This is a genomic window from Mycolicibacterium houstonense (assembly GCF_900078665.2).
Lineage (GTDB): Bacteria > Actinomycetota > Actinomycetes > Mycobacteriales > Mycobacteriaceae > Mycobacterium > Mycobacterium houstonense.
In genome coordinates this window covers 4,058,931-4,083,396 of the sequence record NZ_LT546207.1, presented here as the reverse complement: position 1 = coordinate 4,083,396, position 24,466 = coordinate 4,058,931, and the positions used below count along the sequence as shown (strand labels likewise).

Here is a 24,466-nt window from a genome sequence, read left to right as displayed (position 1 = left end):
CTCGGACAGCGTTGACGACGGCGGCCGTGGCATACCGGGACTCGTCCCAGCCGCGGAACTGGGCGCCGCCCCGCTTCTCGGCGTAGAACCGGGAAGCGGTCGGCAGCTCCTTGATCAGCGCCAGGACTTGGAGGGGGCCGAGGCTGGACTCCGGATCGAACAGATCCGTGAGGTCTATGCCGTACTCGGTCCGGAAGTCGGCCAGCAGCAGGTCGCCGTAGTCGTCGATCAGCTTTCCGAGCTGGAGGCTTCCCCCACCTGGCTGTCCTCCAGCCAGGCGTTGAGGACCTCGATGCCCACGATGACGTCGCCGTCCAGCTCCTTGAGCAGCTTCTTGCTGTCGGCGCCGGCCGCCAGTTCCAGGATGTGGAACACGGCGTCACCGAGCACGAAGGCATCCTCGGTGGTGCGGTCGTCTTCGGGCTTGTCGTTGTGCGCCTGGATCTGGTCCAGGCTCTTGCGGATGGATTCGCGGGTCGGCTTACTCAGCCGGAGGATGTTGCGGAGGGTGACCGTGGAGCCGTCGCTGAGCCCGATCTCGACCGGGGCGCCGTACTTCTTGTCTGCTTCCTCGCGCATCGAGTCGAGGGTGAACACTCTGGACATGGCAGGCCTTTCGTTGGGCGGCGGGCGAAGAGGGGTGTGGGGAGCCCCTGGGCCCGCCATAGGCAGGGGCTCCCCGTCCTGACATGACGTTGCATGTCAAGCTGGTTACGCGACGGTGACCGTGACTCCGGTACCGCCGGTGGTGTTGTCGGTCGCGACCGTGATCGGGACCGGGCTGGTGATGTCGAAGTCCGCGCCGGCCGCGGTGACCGTGAACGCCGACAGCGCCAGGCCGTCGTCGACGGCGGCAATCGCAGCCCGGATCTCCGTATCGGTGTCGTCGAAGTTGATCGCGGCGGTGTCCACGCCGTTCACGTCCAGGACGAAGGAGCCGCCGGTGGCCGCGCCCAGGTCCAGCGTGTAGACCACCGGGGTGGCCGAGACGTTGAACCAGTCCTCGTTGATCCAGGTGTAGAGCAGCTCGTCCTCGTGGTCGAGGAACGTCGCGCGCACCGGCAGGGCGCCGAACTCGTCGGTGGCCAGCGAGATCGCGTCTTCGCGCCGCAGCGAGGCCTTGTGGGAGTGGAATCCCAGCCGGTCGTCGCCGTCCACGATGATGATCAGGAAGGCCCGCTCGTTGGTGACCTGGCCGGACCGGACGCCGAACACGCCGGGCGTGGCCGACTGGTTGGCGCCGTAGTACAGCGACAGGCCGGTCTCGTCGAACTGGTTCAGGTTGACCGTGACGAAGTCAGCGATCTCCTCGGTCGTGATCTCGCGCAGCTTCTTCTTCTGCCACGATCCTCGGACCTCGGTGTCGCCACCGTCGAAGCCGAACTCGGGAAGGTCTTCCTCGGACGTGTGTCCGGTGGACTCCCAGTTGGCGACCGGCCAGGACGCGGGGTTCTCCGGGTTCAGGGTCTTGAGCTGCGCGGGGGTCGGCGCGGGGGTGCCCACCGGGGCGGTGTACACGTATCCGACCGCAGCGAGCAATACGGCATCGTCGTTCTGTGCCATGTGCTTCTCTCGGGGTTAGTTGGGAGGGCGGATACCGAGCCGGATCAGGCCCTGGATGCGCCAGGAAGATTGGGATAGGGAGCTGAACTGCGTCGCACCCATCGGTTCACCGATCGAGTGGATGTAGCCGGCGGGTGTCAGCGTCTGCTTGCGCCGCGCGTCGTACAGCACCTCCAGTGCGTCCTCGTACAGCTGCTCGGTCTTCGGCAGGCTCTCGTTCCCGTATGCGGTCAGCTCGATCACGGGGAACGACAGCTTCTTCGGTCCGCCGGCATACCGGGGACCGCCCAGTCGCCGGACGTTGAGCATCGGCAGGTGTTTGTAGTCGATGTCCTCGATCCAGGACCCGACCTTGGTGTTCTCCAGGCCGGGAAGGATGCTGATCGGGTCGTCGGTGTCCGTGTGACCGCGGAGGAGCGGCAGCACGATCGCCTGTACGCGGGGGATCGCTGACATCGGCTACCTCTTCCCGCGCTTCAGGCCGGACGAGGAGTGCGCCAGGCGGGCGAATCCCGCGGCACCGGTGAGGATGTACAGACCGGCCGGGGCCCGGGTGTCGGTGCCCTCGAACACGCCCGAGGGGGCGTGGCCAAACTCGATGGCCTCGGGGCCGGGGGCCTCCAGATTGGCGAACGCGTCGACGGAGCCCTGGGTGACCGTGATCCGGGTCAGGTGGTCCGGACCGTAGATCTTGTGCCAGCGCGTGGACGCGCGGACCTGGGCCAGGTTGGATTCGGCGCGGCGGCCGATCTGCTTGGCCTCGTCGTGGATCGCGTCCCGGACCCCGGGCATGTGGGCGATCACCTTGTTCAAGCCAGAGCGGCCGTAGTAGAGGTGTGCCACGTCAGTACCGCCGCAGCAGGTAGTCGATGTGCGCGGTCCGGCGCGACCCGTTGAAGCGGTAGGGGTCGCCGAAGATCGTCCAGCGCTTGCCGCGCCACTCGATCTCGGACTGGGCGCCGAGCTCGCCGAGCAGCTCGTCCAGCTTCCGGGGGAACCGCAGCTTGTACATCTGCTCGGACTCGAAGCCCTCGTTGTCCTGCTCAGCGCGCCGCGCCGAGGTGCCGGACATCGACGCCGGCTGGAAACGACCGACCACGGGGCCGTAGCCCGGGATGGTCGAGATGCCGACGGCCGCGGGCCGGGTGATTAGGTTGCCGTCCTCGTCCCGGGCCGTCTCCTCGGGGAACACCGTGCAGGGCTCGTAGTTGGCCCTGTCTTCGAGCAGGCTCACAGGACGTCGTTCCAGAACAACGGGGAGCTCTGCTGCCAGACGACCCACTCGGGCGTCCCGTACGCAGGCATCTCCGATCCGGCCCGCTCGAACGGGGTCTTGGCCCGGACGTCGAACGCAGACACGCCGGACGTCAGCCCGAGCAGCGCCCACTCCTGGTCAGTGAACTGGATCGCGCCGGTGTTCAGCCGCCAGTTCAGCTGGTAGCTGTAGTTGCCGTCGGTCTCGCCGATGTAGCCGTCGGGGTTGCGGACCAGGCGTGCAACTGCGCTGGCCTCCACCCGGATGACCTTCGCCAGGTAGGCGGCGTCGGCCGCGATACGGTCCTCCAGATCGGGGATCCGCTCCAGGAGGTCCTGCTCGGCGTCGTCGAGGAGCGCCTCGACTTGCGTGGTCTCGTCGGCCGTCAGGGTGCGGCCGAGCCGGGCGGCTACGTCGCTGGCTTGAGCGTGTGCCACGTTGCCTCCTCCGGGCTAGGTAGAACGCGCGGTAGGGGACCTCCGAAGAAGCCCCCTACGTTGCATGTCAAGTTAGGGTCACGGAGTCGGGTCGACGTCGTCGATGAACTTGACGAAGCCCTGCTTGTCACCCAGCACCCAGCCGAAGGTGACCTCGATCAGGATGGCGATCTGGTTGGTCTGCCACATCGAGATGGTCTGCGGGGTCGGGCTGGTGTCGTCGGTCAGCGTTGCGGTGTCGCTCATCTTCACGCGGATCTGGTCGGCGAAGCCGTAGCGCAGCTGCGAGAAGTCACCACCGATGACACGGACCTTAGAGTCAGTCGCGGCACCCAGGTCTCCACCGACCGCACGGCCGAACTGAGCGGGCAGGCCCAGCACATCACCCATGTTGGCAGCCAGGTTAATCCGAGCCGGGTCGATGTTGCCGTTGGCGTCGCGATAGGCGCCTTCGCGCAGCAGGTGCGCCCGGAACCGGGGGTCAACCGCCCAGCCGTTGAACTCGAAGCTGGAGTCGGCGGCCACCAAGTCGTAACCGTCCAGCAGACGGTCGTACAGGGAGTCGGTGCCGGTCTGCAGGTAGTTCTCGTTCGTGGTGTTGGCGATGACGTTGGTGGTGTCGATGCCCTGGAGAGCGGAGCCCGTCAGCGGGGACTTGCCGTGGAACACAGCCAAGTCGATACCGCGGCCGATGGCGTAGGCCAGATCACCCTGCAGCTGGGTGTACAGGCCCTGGGGGTTCGATCGAGCGAACTCCTCCGACACGGTGACGATGGTCGCCAGCTTGATCGGAGAGAACGCCTTGGTGGCCCACGCAGTGCCGCTGAGTGGCTTCCGGCCACCCTCTCGCTGCTCATTCGAGGTACCGGCGCCGACCTGGCCCACCTCGGGGCGCTTGGTCGTGGTGGGGATCACGGTCTCGCCGTAGGTGACCGGGATCTGCTGGCCGAGCCGCAGGACGAGCGAGCTCTCCTGGGCCTGGTCGAAGATGGGCCCGACCAGGGTCTTGGGCAGAAGGTCGGAAGGGACGTGGGCCAAACGGCCCTGGTGGTTGGTCCCGACGGTATTCGGGGACAGCTCGTTCAGGGTTGCCACAGGGGCTCCTTACTTGCCTAGTTGTGATTGGAGGAGCGCGGCGAACTGCGCCGCGGGATCGTTGGCGGGGGCACCTGACCCCTGGCCTTGGGAGCGATCGACCGCGGGAGCGGGGCCGCTGGGGATGCCGAACATCGACTTGAGCGCGTCGGCGTGAGCCGCTAGCGCGTCGTCGGAGTCGCCTTGCAACGTGTTGGCGAACGTGAACAGGTGCTCGGGGTTGGGCACCAGCGCCTTGACGGCGGTGGCCAACTTGTCGAAATCGGACTGGACCGCGGTGTGGGATCCGGCCGCCTGGGCCTTCTCTGCGGTCAGCGTCGCGACCTGTTCCTGCAGCGCGTCGCGTTCCTCCTTGACGGCCTTCAGCTCGACGCGCTTCTGCGCGGCTTCGGCGTTGGCGCTGGAGATCTGCTGACGCGCCCAGTCGGGTAGCTCGGCGGGCCCGCTCTTGGGAGCGGGCGCCGCGGGGGCGGCCGGGGCCGTGGGGGCTGCGGGCGTCTCAGCAGGGGTGACGTGTTCGGTCATCGGGATTGCCTCCTGGGCATGGGTCGGGGACCGCTCCTGGCGGTCGTCCGGGGGTTTGGCGGGCTATGCGGCGAGTGCCGCGAATTCAGAGGGGTTTATCTCGCCCCGCTCCAGGCGGCGGCGAAGTGCGTTGATGGCCAGCTCGTTGCGGGTGAACGGCTGCCCCTTCTTCTTGCCGGCGCGGTGGACGAGGCCTTCGTCCTCCAGCGCGATGGCTTCCTTGGTGGCTTCGTTCCACAGCTCCAGGGCGCGGTCGGCGGCTTCCTTGCCGAACCAGTTCTCCTGGGCCTTGAAGACCGGGATGACCTTGCAGTCACAGCCGGTGTGCCACTGCTCCATGTGCTCCGAGATGTCCTCGAAGTACGTCTCGAGGTCGTTGTTCTGGAAGAGCTCCAGCGCGTGTTCCTCGTCGAGGTCGATGCCCGCGGTCTCCGGCAGCACGTAGGTGGGGCCGCGGGAGATGAGCATCAGGCACCAGGCGCAGGTCTCCCGGCCGGTGGCGACGCGGGCCCAGCCCCGAAGGACCTGGGGGTCGTTGTCGACGGCGTGGATGATCTGCTGGCGTCCGGCGTTCTCGACCTCGCGCACCACTCGCAGGGTGAGCAGGGTCTGCGCGTCCTGCGGGGAGTCCGCCTGGGACATCCGCCGCCGGGCCGGCTCCATGTTCTCGACGAACACCTCGAACGTCGTGCCCTCCAGGGGCCGGTCGTTCCGGGGCAGGTCGGGGTAGTTCAGTCGCCGCTGGTCGTCGTAGAACCGGCGCCCCAGCGCCGCGGCCTCGTCGCGCCGCCGCTGGACCTCTGGAAACAGCAGGTTCAGGAAGCGGAGCCATTCGGCCACCGTGAGGGCGGGGCGGGCGAAGAACTGCGTGAACGACTGGACGTATCGAGCGATGCCGGCGGAGATGATCAGCTGCTGGGCTGCGTACTCCTCCGGCGTCACGCCGCGGTCTTCGTCTCGGTCTTGGACTCGGTGACCGTCGGCTTCGGCTGGGCGTCAGCCTGCGCCTTCGTCGTGGAGTACAGGGTGTCGATCATGTCCTCGGTCTCCTGCTTGTCCCACTCGCGCATCTGGTCGCGCTGAGTGGACGTGTAGCCGAGGTCGATCCGGGTCTGCTCCTTCGGAACAGGGCCCTGGCCGTTGGCGTAGAGCTTCGCGGCGGCGTCCGCCTTGGCGGCGGCCGTCGGCGTCGACGGGTCGCGCCACACGGTCTCCAGGCGGCGCCACGAAGCGGGCACGGGCTGGTTCATCACCTTCTTGGCGATGCGCATCGCGCGCTCCCACGAGCCGCCGAACATCCGTGCCTTGCGTTCGGCCGTCCGGACCAGCCGCGAGTCGGTCGCGATGATCGCTTCGGCCGAGGCGGGGTTATCCGAGGAGAACGACAGGTACTGCGGTGGCAGACCTGTGAGGGAGGCGACTTCCTTCTTCAGCGCGTCGAGCTCGTCGGTGAAGTTCCGAAGCTCAGCGGCTGTGAACTCGAAGGTCTTGGCGACGTCGCTGGCTACTGCAAGGATCCGGCCGTAGTAGATGTCCGCGGTGGTGTTCTCACCGTCGTTGGTGAGCTCCTCCTTGGTGACTCCGAAGAAACCGCGCAGCGGAGTTCCGATCAGCTCGGAGGCCGCTTGCAGGTTCATCAGCGTGCGGCTGCCGGCGTCGGTCAGCTTGCGGAGCTCGGGTGTGATCTCGGAGCGGCCGTAGCGGTTGGACAGACGGCCGTCGTTCGTCAGAGGCACCACCGGTACGACGCCGAGGTTGTGATCGACGGGATCGCCGTCCGTGACCCACTGCGAGTTCAATCCGCCGTCGCGCGCCAGGTAGACAGTCTGGTTCGGGAGGTAGAGCGTGGCCTTGTCAGCGACGGCCGAGTCCGCGGCGGTCTTGTACAGACGCACGGCGCGCGTGACGCGCCGAGTCCGCGGGTCGATCTCGGCGTACATGTACAGCGGCGACTCCACCCGGATCAGCGGGACGTCGGGGTCGTCTTCGTCGTCGAACGGACGGCTGATGGTGATGTACGAGCGGCCGAACGTGAACGCGTCGTCGTGGCCGAGGGTGGACTCCTCGTCCAGGCTGTTCGCCTGCCACCAGTCCCAGAGCTCCTCGATCCCCTCGGACTCCTCGGCGATCCGGAAGCCCTCGATGTCGAGCCGGTCGGAGAGGGCACGGAGGTAGATCGCCGGCCAGCCGGGCGTGGTCTCCAGGTAGCGCATCTCGGGCGGAGCCCCGATGCCGATGGTCCGGAGTCGGTGCTCGCCGTTGCGGTAGTTCTGGGAGGCCAGCAGGTTGGGGAGGTCGGTGGACAGGATGCCGGACAGGTGCTCGACGTGCTCCTCGAACGAGGTCACTTCAGAACTCCCACGCCTCGACCGGTGTTCCGGTTGCTCATCAAGAACTCCTGTCGGGAACCCCACGCGAGCACCGCGGTGACAGCCGCGTCGATCTTGCGCTTGGACTCTTTGCCAGGCTTTCGGATCGAGATGGCGTCGTACACGGTCGGATGCTGGTGGGCGTTGGTAATATGGGCTTTGAGCACGGGGTTTCCGTCGTGCAGCACGTCGCGGTTCAGGACCGCGTCCCGGAATCGCTCGCAATCGAGCGCAAACTTCTTTTGCTGGCCGCGCATGTCGAAGGCGACCGGGTTGCCGGGAGAGGCGTTGACCTTGAGCTTGCGACGGAAGTCGCGGCCCCACTGGTCGACGTAGGCCTCGAACTCCTTCACGTCCGCGCGCATCCCGACGACGTCGTACTTCTCGAACGTCGATCGGACGTAGGCGTCGACGTCCTCGCGCGGGATCCGCTCGCGCTCGTAGTTCGCGGGGACCCAGGTCTTGATCAGGAACAGCGCGCCGTCGTCGACGCGGCAGGCCGTCAGGGCCGTGTGGTCGTTGGAGATCGAGCCGTCGAAGCCGAGCGTGATCCGGTCGTTCTTGGCCAGCGGGCGCGGCGGGTTCTCGTGGTCGTAGTTCGCGTCCCACTCGTGCGGGGCGATCCACGACTCCTCGGCCGCGTTGACCTGGTTCAGGAACTTGCGGCGGGACTCGATGATGTCGTTCTTCGCCGTCAGGACCGACATCAGGATGTCGTCGAGCGGGAGCCAGACCGAGTCGCCGCGGGCGATCTCCAGGCCGCGGAGCAGCTGGGCGACGCCGGCCTCGTAGCCTTCCGGGTCCTCGGTCGGGAACGGGATCTCGGACACCGGGGTGTCCGCGGGTGCTTCGAGCGCGTCGTAGAAGATGCCGGTGTCGATGACCTCACCGGCCAGGACGTCCTGCCAGTTCTGGTAGGACTTCTCGGCGACGGTGTCGTCACCGGGACGGTGGGCGTTGCAGATCGACAGCGTTCGGGCGCCGTCGACCTTGGTCATGTTGCCTTCGATGACCTCGGCCATCTGGTGGCCGTCGTTCACCTCTCCGCCTGGACCGACTCCCCACCACTGCGTCTCGTTCTGGACGACGAAGGTGGGGCGGTTGCCCTCCATCGAGGCGGGCGACGACGTCGCGGCTTCCAGCCGGCCGCCGATCTCGGAGTAGATGATGAATCGGTTGACGGACAGGCCGTACTCGGCCTTGAGCCGCTTCGAGATCATTATCGGGAACAGCGAGAACGTGTTCTTCGTCTGGTCCTGCGAGACCGCGGCGATCGTCACCCAGGCCGCGTGGCGCGGCTTGCCGACGGGGTTACCTTCGGCGTCGAAGTGCGAGAAGGCGACGGGCCCGGAAAGCTCGGCCAAGGCCAACGCGGCCACGAGCGGGTCTTTGCCCCAGCCCTTCATCCGGCGGAGCGTGCCTTCGCGGTAGGCGTACTTGCCGTTCTCGTCGACGGCGTACCACCAGACGATGAACCGCGCCTGTTCCAGCGTCGGCATGAACGGGCCGTTGCCGTCGGGGGAGTTGACGTACTCAGCGAGCCACGAGATCACGCCCCAGCCGAGGGTCCTCTCGGGCAGGAACCACGAGCCGTCCTCGTACTGGCGCCAGGTCGGGCCGGTGATGTGGCTGGGGGCGGGGAGCAGAGTCTCCGGGTAGTGGACCGGCATCCCCACCTCCTTCGGTCAGGCCATCCAGAACAGGGCGGTCACGGCGACCCACGCGCGGTGGCGGAAGGACTTCTTGTGGACCTCCCAGAGCCGCGGGTCGTGGGCGCCGCACCAGCGGCACTTCTCGACGTTGTATGTCAAGTTCAGCTCCTCAAAAAGGCCACGGCGGGGTAGATGTTGTAGCCGTGCGCGGTGCCGGTGAAGAACCGGATCGCGTCCGCGATAGCGCGGAACATCGCGGGGATCTCGGTGAACGGGTTGAAGCCCAGCTCCTTGAGCTGCGAGAAGATCGAGTTCTCGCCGGAGTACCAGCCGGTGGCTAGCATGACGATCTTGGCGATGGCGATCTTGTACTCGTCGGTCTGGTCGTCGCGGATCGCGGCGTACATGTCGTTGTCGTGCGCGTAGTCGCGGACCTCGAACGGCATGTGCTCCAGGTCTTCGAGCCGGTCGTCCAGGATGCCGTGGGTGTTCGGCGCGGCGAGCGGGTGGATCCACTCGTCGAACGCGGCGATACCCTGCTGGCGCATCGGGTTGCCCCAGAAGACGACCTTCTTGATCCGGCCGAGGAACCGGTGCAGGCGGCCCTTCGGGTTGATGATCTCGTGCTTCAGCACGTAGGCCACCACCACGGCGCCCTGCGAGTAGCCAGCCAGTGCGGCGTCCGAGTCGTCGGCGCCGAGCTTCGCCTCCAGCTGCTTAACCAGCTCCTCGACGCCTTGCATGATCGAGGTCCACATCGGGAACGCGGACGCCGGGTAGTTGCCGATCGGCTGCCAGCGGTAGAGGTCGAGTACCAGGCGCGCGGTGTCCGCGGGCAGACCGGGCCCGAGCGGGTCGGGCTGGCCGGTGCCGTGGACCGTGAACAGCCACGGCCGCCGGCGGCCCAGCCGATCACGCTGGACCCCGTGTAATAGAAGAGGTTGTACAGCGAGGACGCCTGGGCCTTGCCGTCGCCCGCGGCGGCACCGACCCAGCCCGAGGCGATGGCGTGCGCGCCGAAGAATCCCGCGGTGGCGATCACCAAGCCGATCAGGACCAGGACGACGTTTCCGGCCAGGGTGATCGCGACGCCGGCGATCATGGTGGCGATCGAGCCGAGCAGCACGGGCTTGCGGCCGAATCGGGTGGCCTCGGCGCCGGCCCTGGCCGAGGCCCAGGTGCCGGACAGGTAGGCCACGAATACCAGGCTGACCACGGTCTGCGGCAGCTCGAACGGTGCGGCCAGTAGCCGGAACCCGAGGAAGTTGTACATCGCCACGAATCCGCCCATCAGCAGGAAACCCTGGCTGTAGAGCACGAGTTGACGTGGGGAGCGCAGATTCTCGGCCAGTCTGCCGGCGAGGTTGTGGCTGCGGGTCGGGGTGAAGCCCTGCGCGGGCGGGGCGAGTTTGACGAACGCGAATGCCGACAGGCCGCACAGCGCGGCGACCACCAGCACGCCGATCCGCCAGCCGGCGAACTCCGCGATCGGTCCGGTGATCAGCCGCCCGGCCAGACCGCCGATCGTGGTACCGGCGACGTAGGTGCCCGCGGCGCGGGCGGCATGTCCGGCTTCGATCTCCTCGGTGAGGTANTCGATCGTGGGCAGCGCGCTCACCGGCCGATCCCCGCTCAACACGCGGCAGCTGTTGCTGGTCAACATGATGACCGATGCGCTTCCCGCGGCGGCGTTGGCGGTGAGCCCGACCACCCGTGCGGTGGGCGGCGTCGGTCACGGACCCGATCAGGCCGAACTGTGGCGGACGGTAGCGATCCGAGGTGTCGCGACGGCGGGTGCGGCCACCGGCGCATGGCTGTCGGCGGGCTTCCCGGTGGTACCCCGTCGCGCCTCCACGGTGGGATTGGTGGCCCTGGTCTCGACGCAGCTGGCCCAGACCCTGATCGACTCGCACAGCCCCCTGGTGATCGCCACCGCAGCCGGGTCCCTGCTCACGTTGGGGGCGGCGATCAGCACACCGGGGGTCAGCCAGCTGCTGGGTTGCACTCCGCTGGACCCGCTCGGGTGGGCCCAGGCGCTCGGCGCGGCCGGCGTGGCCACGGGCATCGCCGCCGTCGCACCGAGACTGGTGCCCAAGCTGGCCCAGGCCTCAGGGGCGTCGTCGCCTCAGTCGTCGATGTCGATGACGCCGCAGCGCCACAGCACCGCGTACAGCTCACGCAACGGAAGAACCAAGACGCGGGACACGGCGTCGGTACCGGTGCTGCTGCCGAGCTGTCCGGAGAGCCGGGCCATCAGGTAGGCCGCCTTGTGGTCCCGGCTCTCGAAAACCGCGGCCGCCGCCGGGTCATCCCACAGGTCCATCAACGACTCGACGCCCGGCGTGGCGGTCCGCAGCCGGTCGGCCAGCGCTCGGTAGTACCTGCGGTCGGGTTCCCCGAGTGTCCGGTCCGCGTCGAGCACGACGTAGGCGATGTTGTTGCTGTCGGAATCGCCGAATCGGGTGCCCATCCGCTGCGCCGCCTGAGTGGCGCCGGAATCGGCGGGGNGAGGTGAGCGTGCACGCCAGCACCCCGGCCAGCATCGCCAGGCCCATCACGGTGCCGGCCACCGCCGGCCACCCGGCGGCGTCGAAGGCCAGCCCGCCGGCCCAGCCGATCACGCTGGACCCCGTGTAATAGAAGAGGTTGTACAGCGAGGACGCCTGGGCCTTGCCGTCGCCCGCGGCGGCACCGACCCAGCCCGAGGCGATGGCGTGCGCGCCGAAGAATCCCGCGGTGGCGATCACCAAGCCGATCAGGACCAGGACGACGTTTCCGGCCAGGGTGATCGCGACGCCGGCGATCATGGTGGCGATCGAGCCGAGCAGCACGGGCTTGCGGCCGAATCGGGTGGCCTCGGCGCCGGCCCTGGCCGAGGCCCAGGTGCCGGACAGGTAGGCCACGAATACCAGGCTGACCACGGTCTGCGGCAGCTCGAACGGTGCGGCCAGTAGCCGGAACCCGAGGAAGTTGTACATCGCCACGAATCCGCCCATCAGCAGGAAACCCTGGCTGTAGAGCACGAGTTGACGTGGGGAGCGCAGATTCTCGGCCAGTCTGCCGGCGAGGTTGTGGCTGCGGGTCGGGGTGAAGCCCTGCGCGGGCGGGGCGAGTTTGACGAACGCGAATGCCGACAGGCCGCACAGCGCGGCGACCACCAGCACGCCGATCCGCCAGCCGGCGAACTCCGCGATCGGTCCGGTGATCAGCCGCCCGGCCAGACCGCCGATCGTGGTACCGGCGACGTAGGTGCCCGCGGCGCGGGCGGCATGTCCGGCTTCGATCTCCTCGGTGAGGTAGGCGATGGCGACGGCCGGGACACCGCCCAGCATCAGCCCTTCGAGCAGACGGCCCGACAGCAGCAGTGCCGCCCCCGGGGCCATCGGCACGATCAGACCGAGAACCGTTGCCGCGGTGATGGATATCGTCATGGCCTGGACGCGACCGATCCGGTCGGCCAGGGCCGACCACGGGATCACGCCCAGCGCCAGGCCGACGGTGGCCGCCGAGATGGTCAGCGCGGCATGGGCGGCACCGGTGCCCAGGTCACGAGCGATCAGCGGGAGTACGGCCTGGGGCGAGTACAGCTGGGCGAAGGTGGCGACGCCGGCGCAGAACAGCGCGGCCAGCAGGCGTCGGTACTCGGTCGATCCACGCGAATGCCCCGGCCAGGTAACGGAGGTCAGGGAGGCGGACACTCAGCCGACGGTAGGACTCCGGCAAAGATGTGTCCAATGCATGGATCTACTCAAAGTCATGAATATTTTGCATGACGAATTCCGCCAGCCGCGCCGCCGCGGGTGGCAGCTGCCGGTCCGCGGACCACGTCAGACCGATCTGGCGCTTGGCCGAGCTTTCCGACAACGGCACATATGCCGCGCCTGGTTCGGCGCGTTCGGCCCGCGGCACCGGCACCACGGCCACCCCGAAACCCGCGGCCACCAGACCCTCCATGGTCGAGATCTCCATGGCCTCGAACACCACGGGTGGCGAGATACCGGCCTCGGCCCACAGCTCGTCGGTGAGCTGGCGCAGGCCGAAATCGGGGGCCAGCGCCACGAACGGTTCGGCACCGGCATCGGACAACCGGATCCGGGACCGCCGCGCGAAGCGATGCTCACGGGGAACGGCCAGGCACAACCGCTCCACGTACAGGCCGCGCCAGCGGAGCCCGTCCGGGCGAGGTGAGGTGATCGCCAGGTCGGACTCCCCGTTGGCCAGGCGCTCGACGATCTGATGGGCAGCGCCCTGAAACAGCTCGAAGCGCACCAGCGGGGCCTCGGCCCGGAACCGGCGCAGCAGATCGGGCACGAACCAGCCGGCCTGCGAATGCAGGAACGCCAGCCGCACCGTGCCGGTGTCGGGATCGCGCAACTGCGCGATTCGGTCTGTGGCCGTGCGGATTTCGGCGACGCTGCGGCGGGCATGCTCCAGCAGGATGTGACCGTAGGCGTTGAGGCGCAGCCGCCGGTGAACCCGATCGAACAGCGGTACCCCGACCTGTTCCTCGAGCCGGGCCAGTGCCCGCGACAGGGTGGGCTGGCTGATACCGAGTTCAGCTGCGGCATCGGTGACGTGCTCGGTTTCGGCGAGCACGACGAACCACTGCAGCTCGTCCAGATGCATAGGGCTGACCTTTCCGCCGGGCAGGCGCAAACGCCCGGTTTGTCGCGGCGTGTCGGGTGATTTCGGGATTGTCCGGCGAGAGAAATCGGGCATTGCCGGGGATGCCGCTGTGCGATGCTGAGCCGCATGGCCGCCAAGGTTCGGGTGGTGGTGGGCGATGACCACCCGATGTTCCGCGACGGTGTGGTGCGCGCTCTGACCTCCAGCGGCGAGATCGACGTGGTGGCCGAGGCCGACAACGGCGCCGATGCCCTGCAATTGATCAAGACCCATCGGCCGCAGGTGGCCCTGCTGGATTACCGGATGCCCCAGCTCGACGGGGCACAGGTGGCCGCCGCGGTCACCCGTGACGGGCTGCCCACCCGGGTGTTGCTGGTCTCCGCCCACGACGAGTCGGCGATCGTCTACACGGCGCTGCAGCAGGGCGCGGCCGGGTTCCTGTCCAAGGAGTCCACCCGCGGCGAGTTGGTGAACGCGGTGCTGTCCTGCGCCAAGGGGCGTGACGTCATCGACCCGAACCTGGCGGCCGGCCTGGCCGGCGAGATCCGTCGCCGCAACGAACCCGACGTCCCGGCGCTGAGCCCGCGCGAACGTGAGGTGCTCGACCTGATCGCCAAGGGCCGTTCCATCCCGGCGATGGCCAAGGAGCTGTTCCTGGCGCCGTCGACGGTCAAGACCCACGTCCAGCGGCTGTACGAGAAGCTCGGGGTGAGCGACCGCGGCGCGGCGGTCGCGGAGGCGATGCGCCGCAGGCTGCTGGACTGACATGACAGGCGGGCGCGTCGTCGACTTCTTCACCACGCAACCCGTGCGGGTCTCGGCGCTGCTGCGGCTGCCGCTGATCGGCCTGATCGTGATTCTGGTGTCGGTGTGGGACGTCGACCACTGGCTGCCCGGTCTGTACGCGGTGATCCTGAGCGCTTACGCGGCCGCCGCGGCGCTGTGGCTGGCGGTGGTGTTCCGCGGGCCGATGCCGCCGTGGGCCGAGTGGGCGTCCACCGCGGTCGACGTGCTGGTGCTGGTGGCGCTGTGCGCGGTGTCCGGGGGCGCCACCGCGGCGTTGCTGCCGGTGTTCTTCCTGTTGCCGATATCCGTTGCGTTCCAGGACCGTCCGGTGCTCACGGCGATTCTGGGCGCCAGTACCGCCCTCGGCTACCTGGTGTTGTGGATCCTTTACTCCAAGCGGGACGACCACGTCGGCCTGCCCGACATCGTCTACACCCACGTGGGGTTCCTGGCCTGGCTCGCGGTCGCGTCGGCCGCGTTGTCGTTCGTGCTGGCGCGCCGCTCGGCCCGGGTGCAGGCATTGCTGGAGGTGCGACGTCAGCTGGTATCTGAGTCGACCCGGGCCGAGAACCTGCGCAACGCCGAGCTCGCCGAACATCTTCACGACGGGCCGTTGCAGACCCTGCTCGCCGCGCGCCTGGACCTCGACGAGATCCGCGAACGCATCCCGGACCCCGGGCTGGACCGGGTGCATGCGGCGCTCCAGGAGACCGCGGCCGGGTTGCGCTCCACGGTGACGGCGCTGCATCCGCAGGTGCTGGCTCAGCTGGGGCTCACCCCGGCGGTGCGGGAACTGTTGCGCCAGTACGAGAACCGGCCCGAGGTGACGGTGCGCGCGGACTTGGAGGACGTCGGCCGTCCCGACGGGCAGGCGCTGCTCTACCGGGCGGCTCGCGAACTGCTGGCCAACATCAACAAGCATGCCGAGGCGGCCACGATCTCGGTCGGCCTGCGCCGGTCGGGGGACCAGGTGGTGTTGAGTGTGGCCGACGACGGCAAGGGGTTCGACCCGTCGACGGTGGCCCAATCCGTCGCCGAGGGGCACATCGGGCTGGCGTCGCTGCAGGTGCGCATCGAGGCCATGGGCGGCTCGATGGCGATCAGCTCGGCGGCCGGATACGGCACACAGGTCCGGGTCGCGTTGTAGGCCTGGCTACTTCACGCAGGGGATGCCGGAGACCTTCATCTGGCTGAGGTCGGTGGGCGCCGCGGTGGCCGTCCCGGTGGCGGTCGCGGCCACGGTCGTCACCGGTGTGCTCGGCGTGGTTTCGTCCGTCGTCGTCGCGCCGGTCGAATCCCAGCTCGAATCCGATTCGGCGCTCGAGGTCTCCGTGGTGGTCTCGTCGGATCCGGTCAGGTAGTCCTCGCCGGGGAAGTCGGTTCCCAGCGTCAATTGCACGGTCCCGTCGGCCACCTCGGACGACGGCGTGGCGATCAGTCCGAGTTCGTCGGCCAGGGACTGGGCGCCGGCCTCGGCGCCGGTCCCGTACTCGATGGTGGTGACGGCCGCCAGGGATTCGGCGTCGCCGATCTGGCCCTGGGTGAAACCGTCTGCGGCGAAGGTGGTTTCGAGTTGGGCGGCCAGCCCGATGTAGGTGGAGGCATTGATCACGTCGAGCACCGCGCCGTGGCCTTCGAGCACATGTTCCGGTGCGGTGGGGGCGCTGGTGTGAGCTCCCGGCTCGGCGACCAGGTCGCGGACGATGGCCCGGATGGTGGGGACGTCGACGATGTTGATGTCCTCGCCCATCGAGTTCTGCCCGAACTCCTTGATCGGCAGCGTGTAGAGGGTCGGTGGTTCGCCGGTCAAGGCTGAGGCCCGGCTGGCGAAACTGGCCAGGTCGAAGCCGGAATCCAGGGCGACGTTCTGCTTGGTCACGTCGAGCAGATCGCGCAGCTTGCCCGGGCTGGAGAGGGCGCCGCTGTTCCCCAGGGCCGATACCAGCGCGGCGATGAAGGCCTGCTGACGGCGGGTGCGGTCGAGATCGGTGAAGTTCTCGTCGTTGACGTCGCGGCGCTGGCGCACGAACGCCATCGCCTGCGCGGCGTCGATCTGCTGTACGCCCTTGTGAAAGTCCGCTCCGGAGTAGGGATCTGAGGTGTCGGCGTTGAGACACACGGTGATCGGCGCCACCGCCTTGGCGATCTGGAAGAACGCGCCGAGGGTGACCTCGACGAAATGGTCGATGGGGATGCCGAGCAGATTGCGCACCGTGGCGATCTGGGCCCGGCGCCCGGCCTCGCGGGCCTGCTGCTCGTTGGCCTGCGGATCCTCTGACTCGGCGTCCAGCGATTCCATCTCGCGTTGATAGGCCCAGCCGTAGGCCTGTTTGACCTTGCCCTTGCACGGGTCGACGTCGCAGCCGGCCAGGTCGACGTAGTCGTCACGGGGAATGGAGAACGCGGTGGCCGGGCTGCCGTCGCCGGGCAGGTGCACGACGATCAGCACGTTGGCGTTGTAGCCGCCGACGGTCTCGTCACCGGCGTGCAACGCCTGGTAGATGTCCTCGGGCAGCGGATTGCCGTGCTGGTCCAGCCGGCTGTCCAGACCCATGATCAAGATGTTCTCCGTGTCCCCGGAGGAGACCGGGCCACCTTCGAGCGCGTTCGACGTAGTGATGCCGTCCAGCGCGCCGTGGTAGGACACCCAACCCACCCCGGTCCCGGCCAGCACCGATGCCGCGATCAGGCCGATGGCCGCGCGCCGGGCCGCCCGCACNCCGCTGTCTCGGCATTAGCGTGCGCAGCATGAAACTCCGTATCGCTGTGACCGGGCTGGTGGTGGCGGTGCTGGCACTGCTGGTGAACCAACTGCTGGTGAGCCGGACCCATCGCGCGGCCGGGCCTTTCGCAGGCGGTCATGTCCTGGAGTTGGACGGCCCCGACCTCAATGTGCGGGAGTACGGGCCGCCCGGTGAGCGTGCGGTGGTGCTGCTGCATGGCTACTCGGCCTCGATCGAGTGGTGGGACCGGGTCGCGCCGCAGCTGGCCCGGGATCAGCGGGTGATCGCGATCGACCTGATCGGCCACGGCGGGTCGGAGGCGCCCCGGGACGGCGCGGCCTACGAGGCCTCGGCGCAGGCCGCGGCGGTACGGGACGCCCTGGCGGCACTGGGCGTGCGACAGGCAGTGCTGGTGGGGCATTCGATGGGCGGAGCGGTCTCGGCCGAAGTGGCGCGGCAGAATCCGGATCTCGTGGAGCGGGTCGTGGTGTCCGACACCCCCGGCTCCGATGATCTGGTCACCATGCCGCTGCTCGGACAGATGGTGTGCTGGCCGGTGATCGGGCCGGCGCTGGACCGGTTCCGCAGCGTCGACGCGATCACCGAGGGGTCCCTGCAGACCGGGTTCGCCGCGGATTACCCGGTGCCCGACTATGCGTACCGCTCGTTGCAGCGGCTCACGTATGCCGGGGTGTGCGATTCGACCAACGGTCCGCGGCCTGTCGTGGAAACTCTTGCCGCACTGGACAAGCCGGTGCTGGTGGTGTGGGGTGACGAGGACGTATTGACCCCGACGGCGCCGAACGCCGAACGCTATACAGCTGCCGGTCTGCCGCCAGTGCTGATCGGCGGTTCCGGGCACACGCCGATGATCGAGCAGCCCGATCAGTTCCTGGCCGCGGTGACGCCCTTCCTCAAGAGCCCAGCCGCCTAAACAACCGTCCACGAGCAGACGCAAAGTCGCAGAATTTCGGGTGAGAATGTGCGAGTTTGCGTCTGCTCGCGAGACTCAGGACCCCAGCCCCCGCGAGATGACCAGGCGCTGAATCTGATTGGTGCCCTCGAAGATCTGGGTGATCTTGGCTTCCCGCATGTACCGCTCGACCCGGAAGTCGCGGGTGTACCCGACGCCGCCGAACACCTGCACGGCATCGGTGGTGACCTTCATCGCGGCGTCGGTGGCGACCAGTTTCGCGACGCTGGCCTGGGTGGAGTAGGGCAGGCCGAGGTCGCGACGGCGCGCGGCATCCAGATACGTGGCCCGCGCGCTCACGACGGCCGCCGCCATGTCGGCCAGCAGGAACCCGAGCCCCTGATGGTCGGCGATCTTGCGGCCGAAGGTGGTGCGTTCGTTGGCGTAGCGGACGGCTTCGTCCAGGGCGGCCTGAGCGATGCCGACCGCGACCGCGGCGATGCCGAGGCGCCCCGAGTCCAGCGCGGAGAAGGCGATCGAAAGGCCTTGTCCCTCTTGGCCGATCAGCCGGTCGGCGGGCAGGCGCGCGTTGTCGTAGAACGCCGAGGTGGTGGGCACGGCGTGCAGGCCCATCTTCTCCTCGGGCTTGCCGAAGCTCAGGCCGTCGAGATCGCCGGGGACCAGGAAGCAGGAGATGCCCTTGCTGCCCTCACCGGTGCGGGCGAACAGCGTGTAGAAATCGGCCAGGCCGCCATGGGTGATCCACGCCTTCGAGCCGTTGAGCACGTAGGAGTCCCCGTCACGGGTCGCCTTGCAGCTCAGTGCCGCGGCGTCGGAGCCGGCCTGGGGCTCGGACAGGCTGTAGGCGCCGATCTGCTCGCCGGAGAGCATGCCGGGCAGCCAGCGCTGCTTCTGCTCCTCGGTGCCGTAGGCCAGCAGCGGGTGCGATGAGAGGCTGTGCACGCTGACCGCGACGCCGACCGCGGCCCACCGCGCGGCGATCTCCTCGAGGACCTGCAGGTAGACCTCGTAGGGTTGCCCGCCGCCACCCCACTCCTCGGGCTGGGGCAGGCTCAGCAGTCCCGCCGCGCCCAGCTGCGCGAAGACCCCGTCGGGATAGGTCTCGGCCTTTTCGTGCTGGTCCACGATCGGATCGAGCACCTTGTCGGCGATGTCGCGGGTGAGCTCGATGAGTTCGCGGGCCTCATCGGACGGGAGCAGGCGGTCCACCGACATAGTTGCATCTCCTAGTTTCTGGCTCCTCGCACTCTATCGGCCGACCTGACCGTCAGCTTCTGTCGGCCTGGTCGGTGAGCAGTGACCGCGCCGCGACCTGGGCGGCGTGCAGGGCATCCGGGTTACCGGCCACGCGGGACAGGATGAGCGCGCCTTCGATCAGTGCGACGACCGCCAGTCCGGTGCGGTCCGCATCCGCCGGCGCCCACCCATCGGTTGCCAGCCTCTCGGTGACGGCGTTCGACCAGCTCGCGAACACCTTCGCCGAAGCCTCTCGGATCAGGGGGCTGCCGTGTACCGACTCGCTGGCGATCGGCTCGATGGGGCATCCGTCGCGTTCGTCGGCGGCCAGGCCGGCCACGAGGACGTTGATCCAGCCGTCGACCACGTCGGCGACCGGTGCTCCGCGCTCGAGCAGTTTTCGTAGCAGCTGCTCGATGTCGCCACCTACCACCTCGACCACCGCGGCGGCGAGTTGTTGTTTGCCGTCGGGGAAGTGGTGATACAGCGAGCCCGGCTTGACCTGGGCTTCGGCCAGGATCTGGTTGATCCCGGTCGCGGCATAGCCCTGACGGCGAAACAAACTACCCGCGGTCTGCATGAGCGCGGTCCGACTGCGATCCGGGCGAGGCACCCTCTTGACTTTACTGGAGTGATCACTCAAGAATGCTTGAACGATCTCTCAATAACGGCTCATCTCACGTCAACGCGCGGCATGCCGCCGCAACAAGCGACGACGACGACCGAAAAGGCGGTCGCCGCCTGGAAGCAGTAATCAATCAAAGGAGATTGGAAATGCACCGCTATCTGGCGATCGGAATGATCGGACTCGGCCTCGTCATGGCACCCGTCGCAGGCACCGCCGAAGCGAAGCCCAAGGACGGCAGTGGTTGTGCCACCGCAAGTTCCGAGGAATCAGCTGCTTACAAGAAGATGGTCAACGCCATGATGAACGATGCTCATCCGGTCAACCAGGACTACCTGAAGATCCAGTGGGAATTGGCGGCTGACCGGAAGAAGAAGGCGTGCGCCGGTGGTGGCGAGGCCGGACCGACAAAGGTGCCCCGGCAGTCCCGATCCGGTAAGCGTGGCGACATCTGACAGGGCGCTCGATCACGGGATCGGGGTGCGCAGCAGCCCGGCGATGTCCGGATCGAGTTGCTGCAGCGCGACGATGACCGCGACCCGATAGTCACGTCCGATCTGTGAGCGCACCGTGACGGTGCGGCCGCGCCGTTCGGGCGGTCGGACTTCCTCGATGCGCGCTTCGAGGGCCTCGATGAGTGGTTCGAACTCGGTGATGAGCCCGGACAGGATGAGGACCTGCGGGTCGAGCACAGCTTCGATGAGTAGTGCGGTGCGCGCGATCTGGTCGATCACCTCGTGGATGATCTTCTGGGAGTGCGGGTTCTGGCTTGTGTCGTGTGCGACGGCGGCAAGGTCGATGTCCTTCAGCGGCATCCCCTCGGTCTGCGGGGCGACCGATTGCATGGCGTGCAGGGACATGCTGGCGTTGACGCAACCGACGCGCCCGCAGGTGCACTTCGCGTTGCTGCCTGCGACAGGCATATGTCCGATCGCGCCGGCGACCCCGGTTGCGCCGGCGTAAGGGCGGCCGCCGATGATCAGCCCGACATCAACGTGGCCACCGCAGTTGAGAACCACCGCGGAGCGCACCTCCTGCGCCTCACCGGCGATGGTTTCGGCGAGCGTCATGGCCTGCGTCGCATCCTGCACGGCCGTCGGCACTCCGAGCGCGCGAGCGACCGGTTTGCCCAGTTCCACCCCGGCCCACCCGAGCGCCTTCGACTCGACAACGAATCCGGTTGTGCTGTCTACGAATCCGGGCACACAGATACCGACGGCGGCGACTGGCCCGCCCGTGGGGGCCTTGATCATCTTCTCGGCGATCCGGATGATCGAACGGATCACGGAAGCTGCGGTTCGGTCGGCGGTCGGCGTCTCGTCCTCATGGGAGATGTTGCCAGTGGCGTCGGCGATGAGGACGCGGGCCCGGCGTTCGTCGACCCAGATGGCGAGAACCCGCCGCGCCTCCGGGTTGCAGCCCAGAAGTTTGCGGGGACGGCCGCGGTAGCCCGGTCCTTCCACGCGGGAGTCCAACTCGACCAGGGTGCCCTCGTCGATCAACTCGCTGACGATCGCGGTGATCGACGGTCGGCTGAGTCCCAGGCGGTCGGCCAAGTCGGCCCGGGCCAGCGGGCCGTCCGTGCGCAACAGGTGAACGACACGCTGGCGATGCAACAGGTGCAGCACCTGCGTCTCTTGCCGTGCCGATTCTGACCGTTTCAGCGGAACCTCCTTGACGGCCTCAACAATATGCTGCTATTAAATTCGTCACAGAAATTAAATCGGCCACTAGGGCATCGGAGCCTCGTCATGACCGCTGGAAATCCGCTCTTCAATCAGCACTCCACCTCCTCTTCGTCGGTCCCGCCGGCAGGTTCGGCCCTGTCGCGCCGAACACTTCAAGCTACCGGGCGCATCGGCGCCTACAGCGGCATCGTCGTGACGGGTTGGCTCGTCGCCGCGCTCGCCACGGGCACCGGTGTGGCCACCGCCGACACCACCGGAACGTCGTCCTCGGACGCCTCGACTGCGAGTTCGTCGAGCCCGTCGTCATCGGGCGAGACGGCCACCGAGAATCCAGGCGCCGGCAATTCACCGGGCCAGAGCGGAACGGCGGCGAATGGCCCCGTCAAGCGCGGGACCAAGAAGCCGGTCAAGCCGAAGCGGAGCGGGATGACGTCGTCGACCAGGGAGTTGGCGCCCGGGGTGACGGTCAGTAGCAGCGGTGGGGCGCAGAAGGAGCCGGGCAAGGCGCCGGGGCTGGTCGAGGCGATCGATGCGCATCTGGAGTCGTTGGCGTCGATACCGGACAAGGTGCGGGAGAGTGTGCTGCCCCGCACTGACGGCAAGGTGAAGCCGGAGTTGTCGCTTCCGACGCTCTCACTGCCGGAAGTTTCGTTGCCGGAGGTTGCGTCGCCGCGGGCCGCAGATGCTGTGGCGGACGCCGATTCGAAGACCGCGGCTCCGGTCGGGCCGGTCAAGCTCAGTGCCACCCTTGATCGGGCGCTGACCAAGGCCGAGCAGGTCAGCGACCGGGTGGAGCAGGTCACCGGGACGATCGGCGAGCGGGTAACCGAAAAGCTCGCCGAGAAGTTCGGCGAGACGGCATTGGCGCGGCCGGCGCGGGAAGCCGAGGGCGTGTTCGCCTCTGCCGCAAGTGGTGTCCGTGCCGCGTCCAGTGCCATCGCCACGCCGGTAGACCGGGTCGCGACGCCGGACGACGGTGTCGTCGGTGTCTTGAACAGCATTGTCACCAGCGTGATCAACCCGTTCTTGACGTCGGACCGGTCCGCGCCGGAGCCGGTCAACCCCGCCAGCTGGGCGGTGCTGGCTTGGGTGCGGCGCAATCTGTTCAACCAGGCGCCGGTGGTCAGCAGCCCGACCACGACGGTGCAGACCGGCCAGACGGTGACCGGCAATATCGGGGTGACCGACGCCGAAGGTGATGAGTTGACCTACACCGTGACCGAGCAGCCGAAGTACGGGACGGTGACCATTGATCAGGAGACCGGGGAGTTCACCTACACTCCGAATGATATCGATTACGATGCGGCGCAGCTGGATTCGTTCACCGTGTCGGTGACCGACGGTGACAAGATCAACCTGTTGGCACTCTTCAAGCCCCGCACCGCCCAGAACGACATCGACGTCACGGTGCTCAACCCCACCCTCGAGCGGGTGATCCTCGACCTGCCCGACAACATCACGAATCCGAACACTCCGCGCTTCGCCGGAGACGGGCAATCGCTCTACTTCGCCGCGACCCCGGCGGAGGGCGGTCGCGAGGAGATCTATCGGATCAACGTCGACGGCACCGACGTCGAGTGCATCACCTGCGGCGTGTCTACGGACATCACTGGGGGGCTGGGGAGAGTCGATCCGTTCGACGACGGTTCGGGACGGCTGATGATCCAAGTCAGGACCAGCCCGAACTCCTACGTCGTCTACGAAGAAACCGCAGAAGGCAAGCAACTGGTTCCGGTCATCACGCCGCCTTCCGGTGCACGTGCCATCGATCCGCAACGTGAGATGAGAATCTCGCCCGACGGCACGCATGTGTTGTTCAGCCAGATCCAGATGACCTCGACGGGTCTGATCACGGCGGTGCCGGTGGTGGGCCGGCTGGAGCGCACCGACGCCGGATATGAAATCGCCGACGCCCGTGTGGTTTACCCCGTCGGGGAGGGCAAGCAGTGGACCCCCGACGGGAAGGGAGTGATCATCCTCGGCGGTCGCTACGAGGCGGGCAATGTTGACGACATCGTGGTTGACCTGGAGACCGGCGAGGTCACCCGGCTGACCGGCAACCTCGATTACGACGAGGACATCGACATGTCGCCCAATGGACAGTGGATCGCGGTCGGCAGCACGCGTGGGTATGACGCGCTGACACCGATGTCACGGATCGTGCGGCCGGCGTTCCTGCCGGCGGACATCCAAGGTGCGGTGTACGAGAAGTACCGGGGAACCGGGGATTCCACCAACATCACGAACCAGGAATGGATCGTCGCAATTGAGGATGACCTCAAGGGTGAGAACGGGATTCCGGTGTTCGTCGATGGCGACGGATATACCGCCCGCAGCATGGCGAGCTGGAACGACACCGGCGATGCGGTGGCATTCTGGGAAGCCAGCGGGGCAGATGAGACAGACACCCGGTTGGTGATCGCCAATTTGAACTACGCGACCAGCGTCGGGCCGGTGGAGGGTGATCTGAGAACGCCAGACCCGACGTGGGCCCCCGAACTCAAGACCTACGTGCCCAGCACGGCGCCGTTGCCCCCGACCGGAACCTACGCCGGCGCCGGTGGCGGTACCGCGGTGGTCACCGAGTCCACAGATCCGACGACAGGCCATATCGTGCGCACCGTCACCTACACCGATTACGTCAACGCCGAAGGAATGATCCTCAACGGCACCGAATCAACCGACACCACCGCCAGCCAGTCCAACATCCATTACGTCGCAGACATCACCGTCACCGGTGAGCACACCGGGTATCTGAAGGCGGACGCTACCGTCAACAAGCTCCAGCGCACGATGACCGGCTACATCACCTCCGATCTGGACGGTGACGTGCAGAGCGTCAACGATCAGGACAGGATTGACGAGGACCGGGCAAACATGTAGTCCGGCGCAAGCCGCGTAACCCAACCGCTCCGGCCCGCTCACCGCACGGTGAGTGCGTCGGAGCGGTTG

At 67.6% G+C, this 24,466-nt stretch carries 24 protein-coding genes and 3 pseudogenes; 6 read left to right on the top strand and 21 right to left on the bottom strand.

Annotation, left to right across the window (positions count from 1 at the left end; genetic code table 11):
- Positions 1 to 228: 228 nt before the first annotated feature.
- The 14 genes and pseudogenes from BN4332_RS33755 to BN4332_RS34510 form a co-directional block, all read right to left on the bottom strand.
- A complete protein-coding gene (locus tag BN4332_RS33755) occupies positions 229 to 606 on the bottom strand; it encodes a phage tail assembly protein (RefSeq protein WP_066901059.1) in 378 nt (125 codons plus the stop codon).
- A 105-nt stretch (positions 607 to 711) separates the two neighbouring features.
- On the bottom strand, positions 712 to 1,563 hold the full coding sequence (locus tag BN4332_RS20390) for a phage tail tube protein (RefSeq protein ID WP_066901057.1): 852 nt from the start codon (positions 1,561 to 1,563) through the stop codon (positions 712 to 714).
- Positions 1,564 to 1,578: 15 nt separating this feature from the next.
- Positions 1,579 to 2,019, bottom strand: coding sequence for a phage tail termination protein (locus BN4332_RS20385; protein ID WP_066901055.1), 441 nt, complete (start codon positions 2,017 to 2,019; stop codon positions 1,579 to 1,581).
- Positions 2,020 to 2,022: 3 nt separating this feature from the next.
- The gene (locus BN4332_RS20380; protein WP_074133131.1) at positions 2,023 to 2,406 is read right to left on the bottom strand and encodes a DUF5403 family protein; all 384 of its coding nucleotides are present in this window, start codon (positions 2,404 to 2,406) and stop codon (positions 2,023 to 2,025) included.
- Position 2,407: 1 nt separating this feature from the next.
- A complete protein-coding gene (locus tag BN4332_RS20375) occupies positions 2,408 to 2,797 on the bottom strand; it encodes a hypothetical protein (RefSeq protein WP_066901053.1) in 390 nt (129 codons plus the stop codon).
- A complete protein-coding gene (locus tag BN4332_RS20370) occupies positions 2,794 to 3,255 on the bottom strand; it encodes a Gp19/Gp15/Gp42 family protein (protein WP_066901051.1) in 462 nt (153 codons plus the stop codon). The genes BN4332_RS20375 and BN4332_RS20370 overlap by 4 nt, the downstream gene beginning before the upstream one ends.
- A gap of 78 nt (positions 3,256 to 3,333) precedes the next feature.
- Positions 3,334 to 4,350 carry a phage major capsid protein gene (locus tag BN4332_RS20365; RefSeq protein WP_066901049.1) on the bottom strand — a complete coding sequence of 339 codons (1,017 nt, stop codon included), beginning with the start codon at positions 4,348 to 4,350 and terminating at the stop codon, positions 3,334 to 3,336.
- 9 nt (positions 4,351 to 4,359) lie between these two features.
- Positions 4,360 to 4,875, bottom strand: coding sequence for a hypothetical protein (locus BN4332_RS20360; protein WP_066901047.1), 516 nt, complete (start codon positions 4,873 to 4,875; stop codon positions 4,360 to 4,362).
- A gap of 63 nt (positions 4,876 to 4,938) precedes the next feature.
- Complete coding sequence (locus BN4332_RS20355; protein WP_066901045.1) at positions 4,939 to 5,817, bottom strand: VG15 protein; 879 nt, start codon at positions 5,815 to 5,817, stop codon at positions 4,939 to 4,941.
- On the bottom strand, positions 5,814 to 7,223 hold the full coding sequence (locus BN4332_RS20350) for a phage portal protein (RefSeq protein ID WP_066901043.1): 1,410 nt from the start codon (positions 7,221 to 7,223) through the stop codon (positions 5,814 to 5,816). The genes BN4332_RS20355 and BN4332_RS20350 overlap by 4 nt, the downstream gene beginning before the upstream one ends.
- A complete protein-coding gene (locus BN4332_RS20345) occupies positions 7,220 to 8,914 on the bottom strand; it encodes a terminase large subunit domain-containing protein (protein WP_066901041.1) in 1,695 nt (564 codons plus the stop codon). The genes BN4332_RS20350 and BN4332_RS20345 overlap by 4 nt, the downstream gene beginning before the upstream one ends.
- 15 nt (positions 8,915 to 8,929) lie before the next feature.
- The gene (locus BN4332_RS34920; protein WP_264077849.1) at positions 8,930 to 9,055 is read right to left on the bottom strand and encodes a hypothetical protein; all 126 of its coding nucleotides are present in this window, start codon (positions 9,053 to 9,055) and stop codon (positions 8,930 to 8,932) included.
- Between the two features lie 2 nt (positions 9,056 to 9,057).
- Positions 9,058 to 9,531: a hypothetical protein gene (locus BN4332_RS20340; protein ID WP_338066784.1), complete on the bottom strand. Its 474-nt coding sequence runs from the start codon at positions 9,529 to 9,531 to the stop codon at positions 9,058 to 9,060.
- Positions 9,532 to 9,791: 260 nt separating this feature from the next.
- Positions 9,792 to 10,496 (bottom strand): annotated as a pseudogene (locus tag BN4332_RS34510) (MFS transporter); the annotation flags it as partial.
- 61 nt (positions 10,497 to 10,557) lie between these two features.
- On the opposite strand from BN4332_RS34510, the pseudogene BN4332_RS20330 reads away from it, so the two are divergent.
- Positions 10,558 to 10,908 (top strand): annotated as a pseudogene (locus BN4332_RS20330) (hypothetical protein); the annotation flags it as partial.
- 113 nt (positions 10,909 to 11,021) lie between these two features.
- On the opposite strand, the gene BN4332_RS35205 reads toward BN4332_RS20330, so the two are convergent.
- The 3 genes and pseudogenes from BN4332_RS35205 to BN4332_RS20315 all read right to left on the bottom strand — a co-directional run bounded on the left by BN4332_RS35205 (position 11,022) and on the right by BN4332_RS20315 (position 13,522).
- Positions 11,022 to 11,366: an MMPL family transporter gene (locus BN4332_RS35205; protein WP_160110894.1), complete on the bottom strand. Its 345-nt coding sequence runs from the start codon at positions 11,364 to 11,366 to the stop codon at positions 11,022 to 11,024.
- 43 nt (positions 11,367 to 11,409) lie between these two features.
- Positions 11,410 to 12,582, bottom strand: a pseudogene (locus BN4332_RS35200) (MFS transporter); the annotation flags it as partial.
- A 58-nt stretch (positions 12,583 to 12,640) separates the two neighbouring features.
- On the bottom strand, positions 12,641 to 13,522 hold the full coding sequence (locus BN4332_RS20315) for a LysR family transcriptional regulator (RefSeq protein WP_066901037.1): 882 nt from the start codon (positions 13,520 to 13,522) through the stop codon (positions 12,641 to 12,643).
- Positions 13,523 to 13,648: 126 nt separating this feature from the next.
- Between BN4332_RS20315 and BN4332_RS20310 the strand changes: the two genes are divergently transcribed.
- Together BN4332_RS20310 and BN4332_RS20305 are read left to right on the top strand one after the other, a co-directional pair.
- The gene (locus BN4332_RS20310; protein ID WP_235654152.1) at positions 13,649 to 14,287 is read left to right on the top strand and encodes a response regulator; all 639 of its coding nucleotides are present in this window, start codon (positions 13,649 to 13,651) and stop codon (positions 14,285 to 14,287) included.
- Position 14,288: 1 nt separating this feature from the next.
- A complete protein-coding gene (locus BN4332_RS20305; RefSeq protein ID WP_066901033.1) occupies positions 14,289 to 15,455 on the top strand; it encodes a sensor histidine kinase in 1,167 nt (388 codons plus the stop codon).
- 6 nt (positions 15,456 to 15,461) lie between these two features.
- On the opposite strand, the gene BN4332_RS20300 is transcribed toward BN4332_RS20305, so the two are convergent.
- Complete coding sequence (locus tag BN4332_RS20300; RefSeq protein ID WP_066901031.1) at positions 15,462 to 17,027, bottom strand: LCP family protein; 1,566 nt, start codon at positions 17,025 to 17,027, stop codon at positions 15,462 to 15,464.
- Between the two features lie 29 nt (positions 17,028 to 17,056).
- On the opposite strand from BN4332_RS20300, the gene BN4332_RS20295 reads away from it, so the two are divergent.
- Positions 17,057 to 17,965 (top strand): alpha/beta fold hydrolase, encoded by a 909-nt coding sequence (locus BN4332_RS20295; RefSeq protein ID WP_066901029.1) that lies wholly within the window; start codon positions 17,057 to 17,059, stop codon positions 17,963 to 17,965.
- A 75-nt stretch (positions 17,966 to 18,040) separates the two neighbouring features.
- Here the strand turns inward: BN4332_RS20295 and BN4332_RS20290 are convergent, their stop codons facing one another.
- On the bottom strand, positions 18,041 to 19,180 hold the full coding sequence (locus BN4332_RS20290; RefSeq protein WP_066901027.1) for an acyl-CoA dehydrogenase family protein: 1,140 nt from the start codon (positions 19,178 to 19,180) through the stop codon (positions 18,041 to 18,043).
- Between the two features lie 52 nt (positions 19,181 to 19,232).
- On the bottom strand, positions 19,233 to 19,814 hold the full coding sequence (locus BN4332_RS20285; protein WP_066901024.1) for a TetR/AcrR family transcriptional regulator: 582 nt from the start codon (positions 19,812 to 19,814) through the stop codon (positions 19,233 to 19,235).
- A 32-nt stretch (positions 19,815 to 19,846) separates the two neighbouring features.
- Here BN4332_RS20285 and BN4332_RS20280 point away from each other — a divergent pair, with 32 nt between their 5' ends.
- A complete protein-coding gene (locus tag BN4332_RS20280; protein ID WP_160110893.1) occupies positions 19,847 to 20,281 on the top strand; it encodes a hypothetical protein in 435 nt (144 codons plus the stop codon).
- Positions 20,282 to 20,293: 12 nt separating this feature from the next.
- Here the strand turns inward: BN4332_RS20280 and BN4332_RS20275 are convergent, their stop codons facing one another.
- Positions 20,294 to 21,454, bottom strand: a complete 1,161-nt coding sequence (locus tag BN4332_RS20275; RefSeq protein ID WP_066901020.1) for an ROK family transcriptional regulator — start codon at positions 21,452 to 21,454, stop codon at positions 20,294 to 20,296.
- A gap of 123 nt (positions 21,455 to 21,577) precedes the next feature.
- Here BN4332_RS20275 and BN4332_RS20270 point away from each other — a divergent pair, with 123 nt between their 5' ends.
- Entirely contained in the window at positions 21,578 to 24,397 is a 2,820-nt protein-coding gene (locus BN4332_RS20270; RefSeq protein ID WP_074133129.1) for a cadherin-like domain-containing protein, read from the top strand.
- Positions 24,398 to 24,466 lie beyond the last annotated feature (69 nt).

Coding starts and splice junctions, on each gene's coding strand:
- BN4332_RS33755 (WP_066901059.1), bottom strand. CDS start 606: ATGTCCAGAGTGTTCACCCTCGACTCGATGCGCGAGGAAGCAGACAAG.
- BN4332_RS20390 (WP_066901057.1), bottom strand. CDS start 1,563: ATGGCACAGAACGACGATGCCGTATTGCTCGCTGCGGTCGGATACGTG.
- BN4332_RS20385 (WP_066901055.1), bottom strand. CDS start 2,019: ATGTCAGCGATCCCCCGCGTACAGGCGATCGTGCTGCCGCTCCTCCGC.
- BN4332_RS20360 (WP_066901047.1), bottom strand. CDS start 4,875: ATGACCGAACACGTCACCCCTGCTGAGACGCCCGCAGCCCCCACGGCC.
- BN4332_RS20345 (WP_066901041.1), bottom strand. CDS start 8,914: ATGCCGGTCCACTACCCGGAGACTCTGCTCCCCGCCCCCAGCCACATC.
- BN4332_RS35205 (WP_160110894.1), bottom strand. CDS start 11,366: ATGGGCACCCGATTCGGCGATTCCGACAGCAACAACATCGCCTACGTC.
- BN4332_RS20315 (WP_066901037.1), bottom strand. CDS start 13,522: ATGCATCTGGACGAGCTGCAGTGGTTCGTCGTGCTCGCCGAAACCGAG.
- BN4332_RS20310 (WP_235654152.1), top strand. CDS start 13,649: ATGGCCGCCAAGGTTCGGGTGGTGGTGGGCGATGACCACCCGATGTTC.
- BN4332_RS20305 (WP_066901033.1), top strand. CDS start 14,289: ATGACAGGCGGGCGCGTCGTCGACTTCTTCACCACGCAACCCGTGCGG.
- BN4332_RS20295 (WP_066901029.1), top strand. CDS start 17,057: ATGAAACTCCGTATCGCTGTGACCGGGCTGGTGGTGGCGGTGCTGGCA.
- BN4332_RS20290 (WP_066901027.1), bottom strand. CDS start 19,180: ATGTCGGTGGACCGCCTGCTCCCGTCCGATGAGGCCCGCGAACTCATC.
- BN4332_RS20280 (WP_160110893.1), top strand. CDS start 19,847: ATGCTTGAACGATCTCTCAATAACGGCTCATCTCACGTCAACGCGCGG.
- BN4332_RS20270 (WP_074133129.1), top strand. CDS start 21,578: ATGACCGCTGGAAATCCGCTCTTCAATCAGCACTCCACCTCCTCTTCG.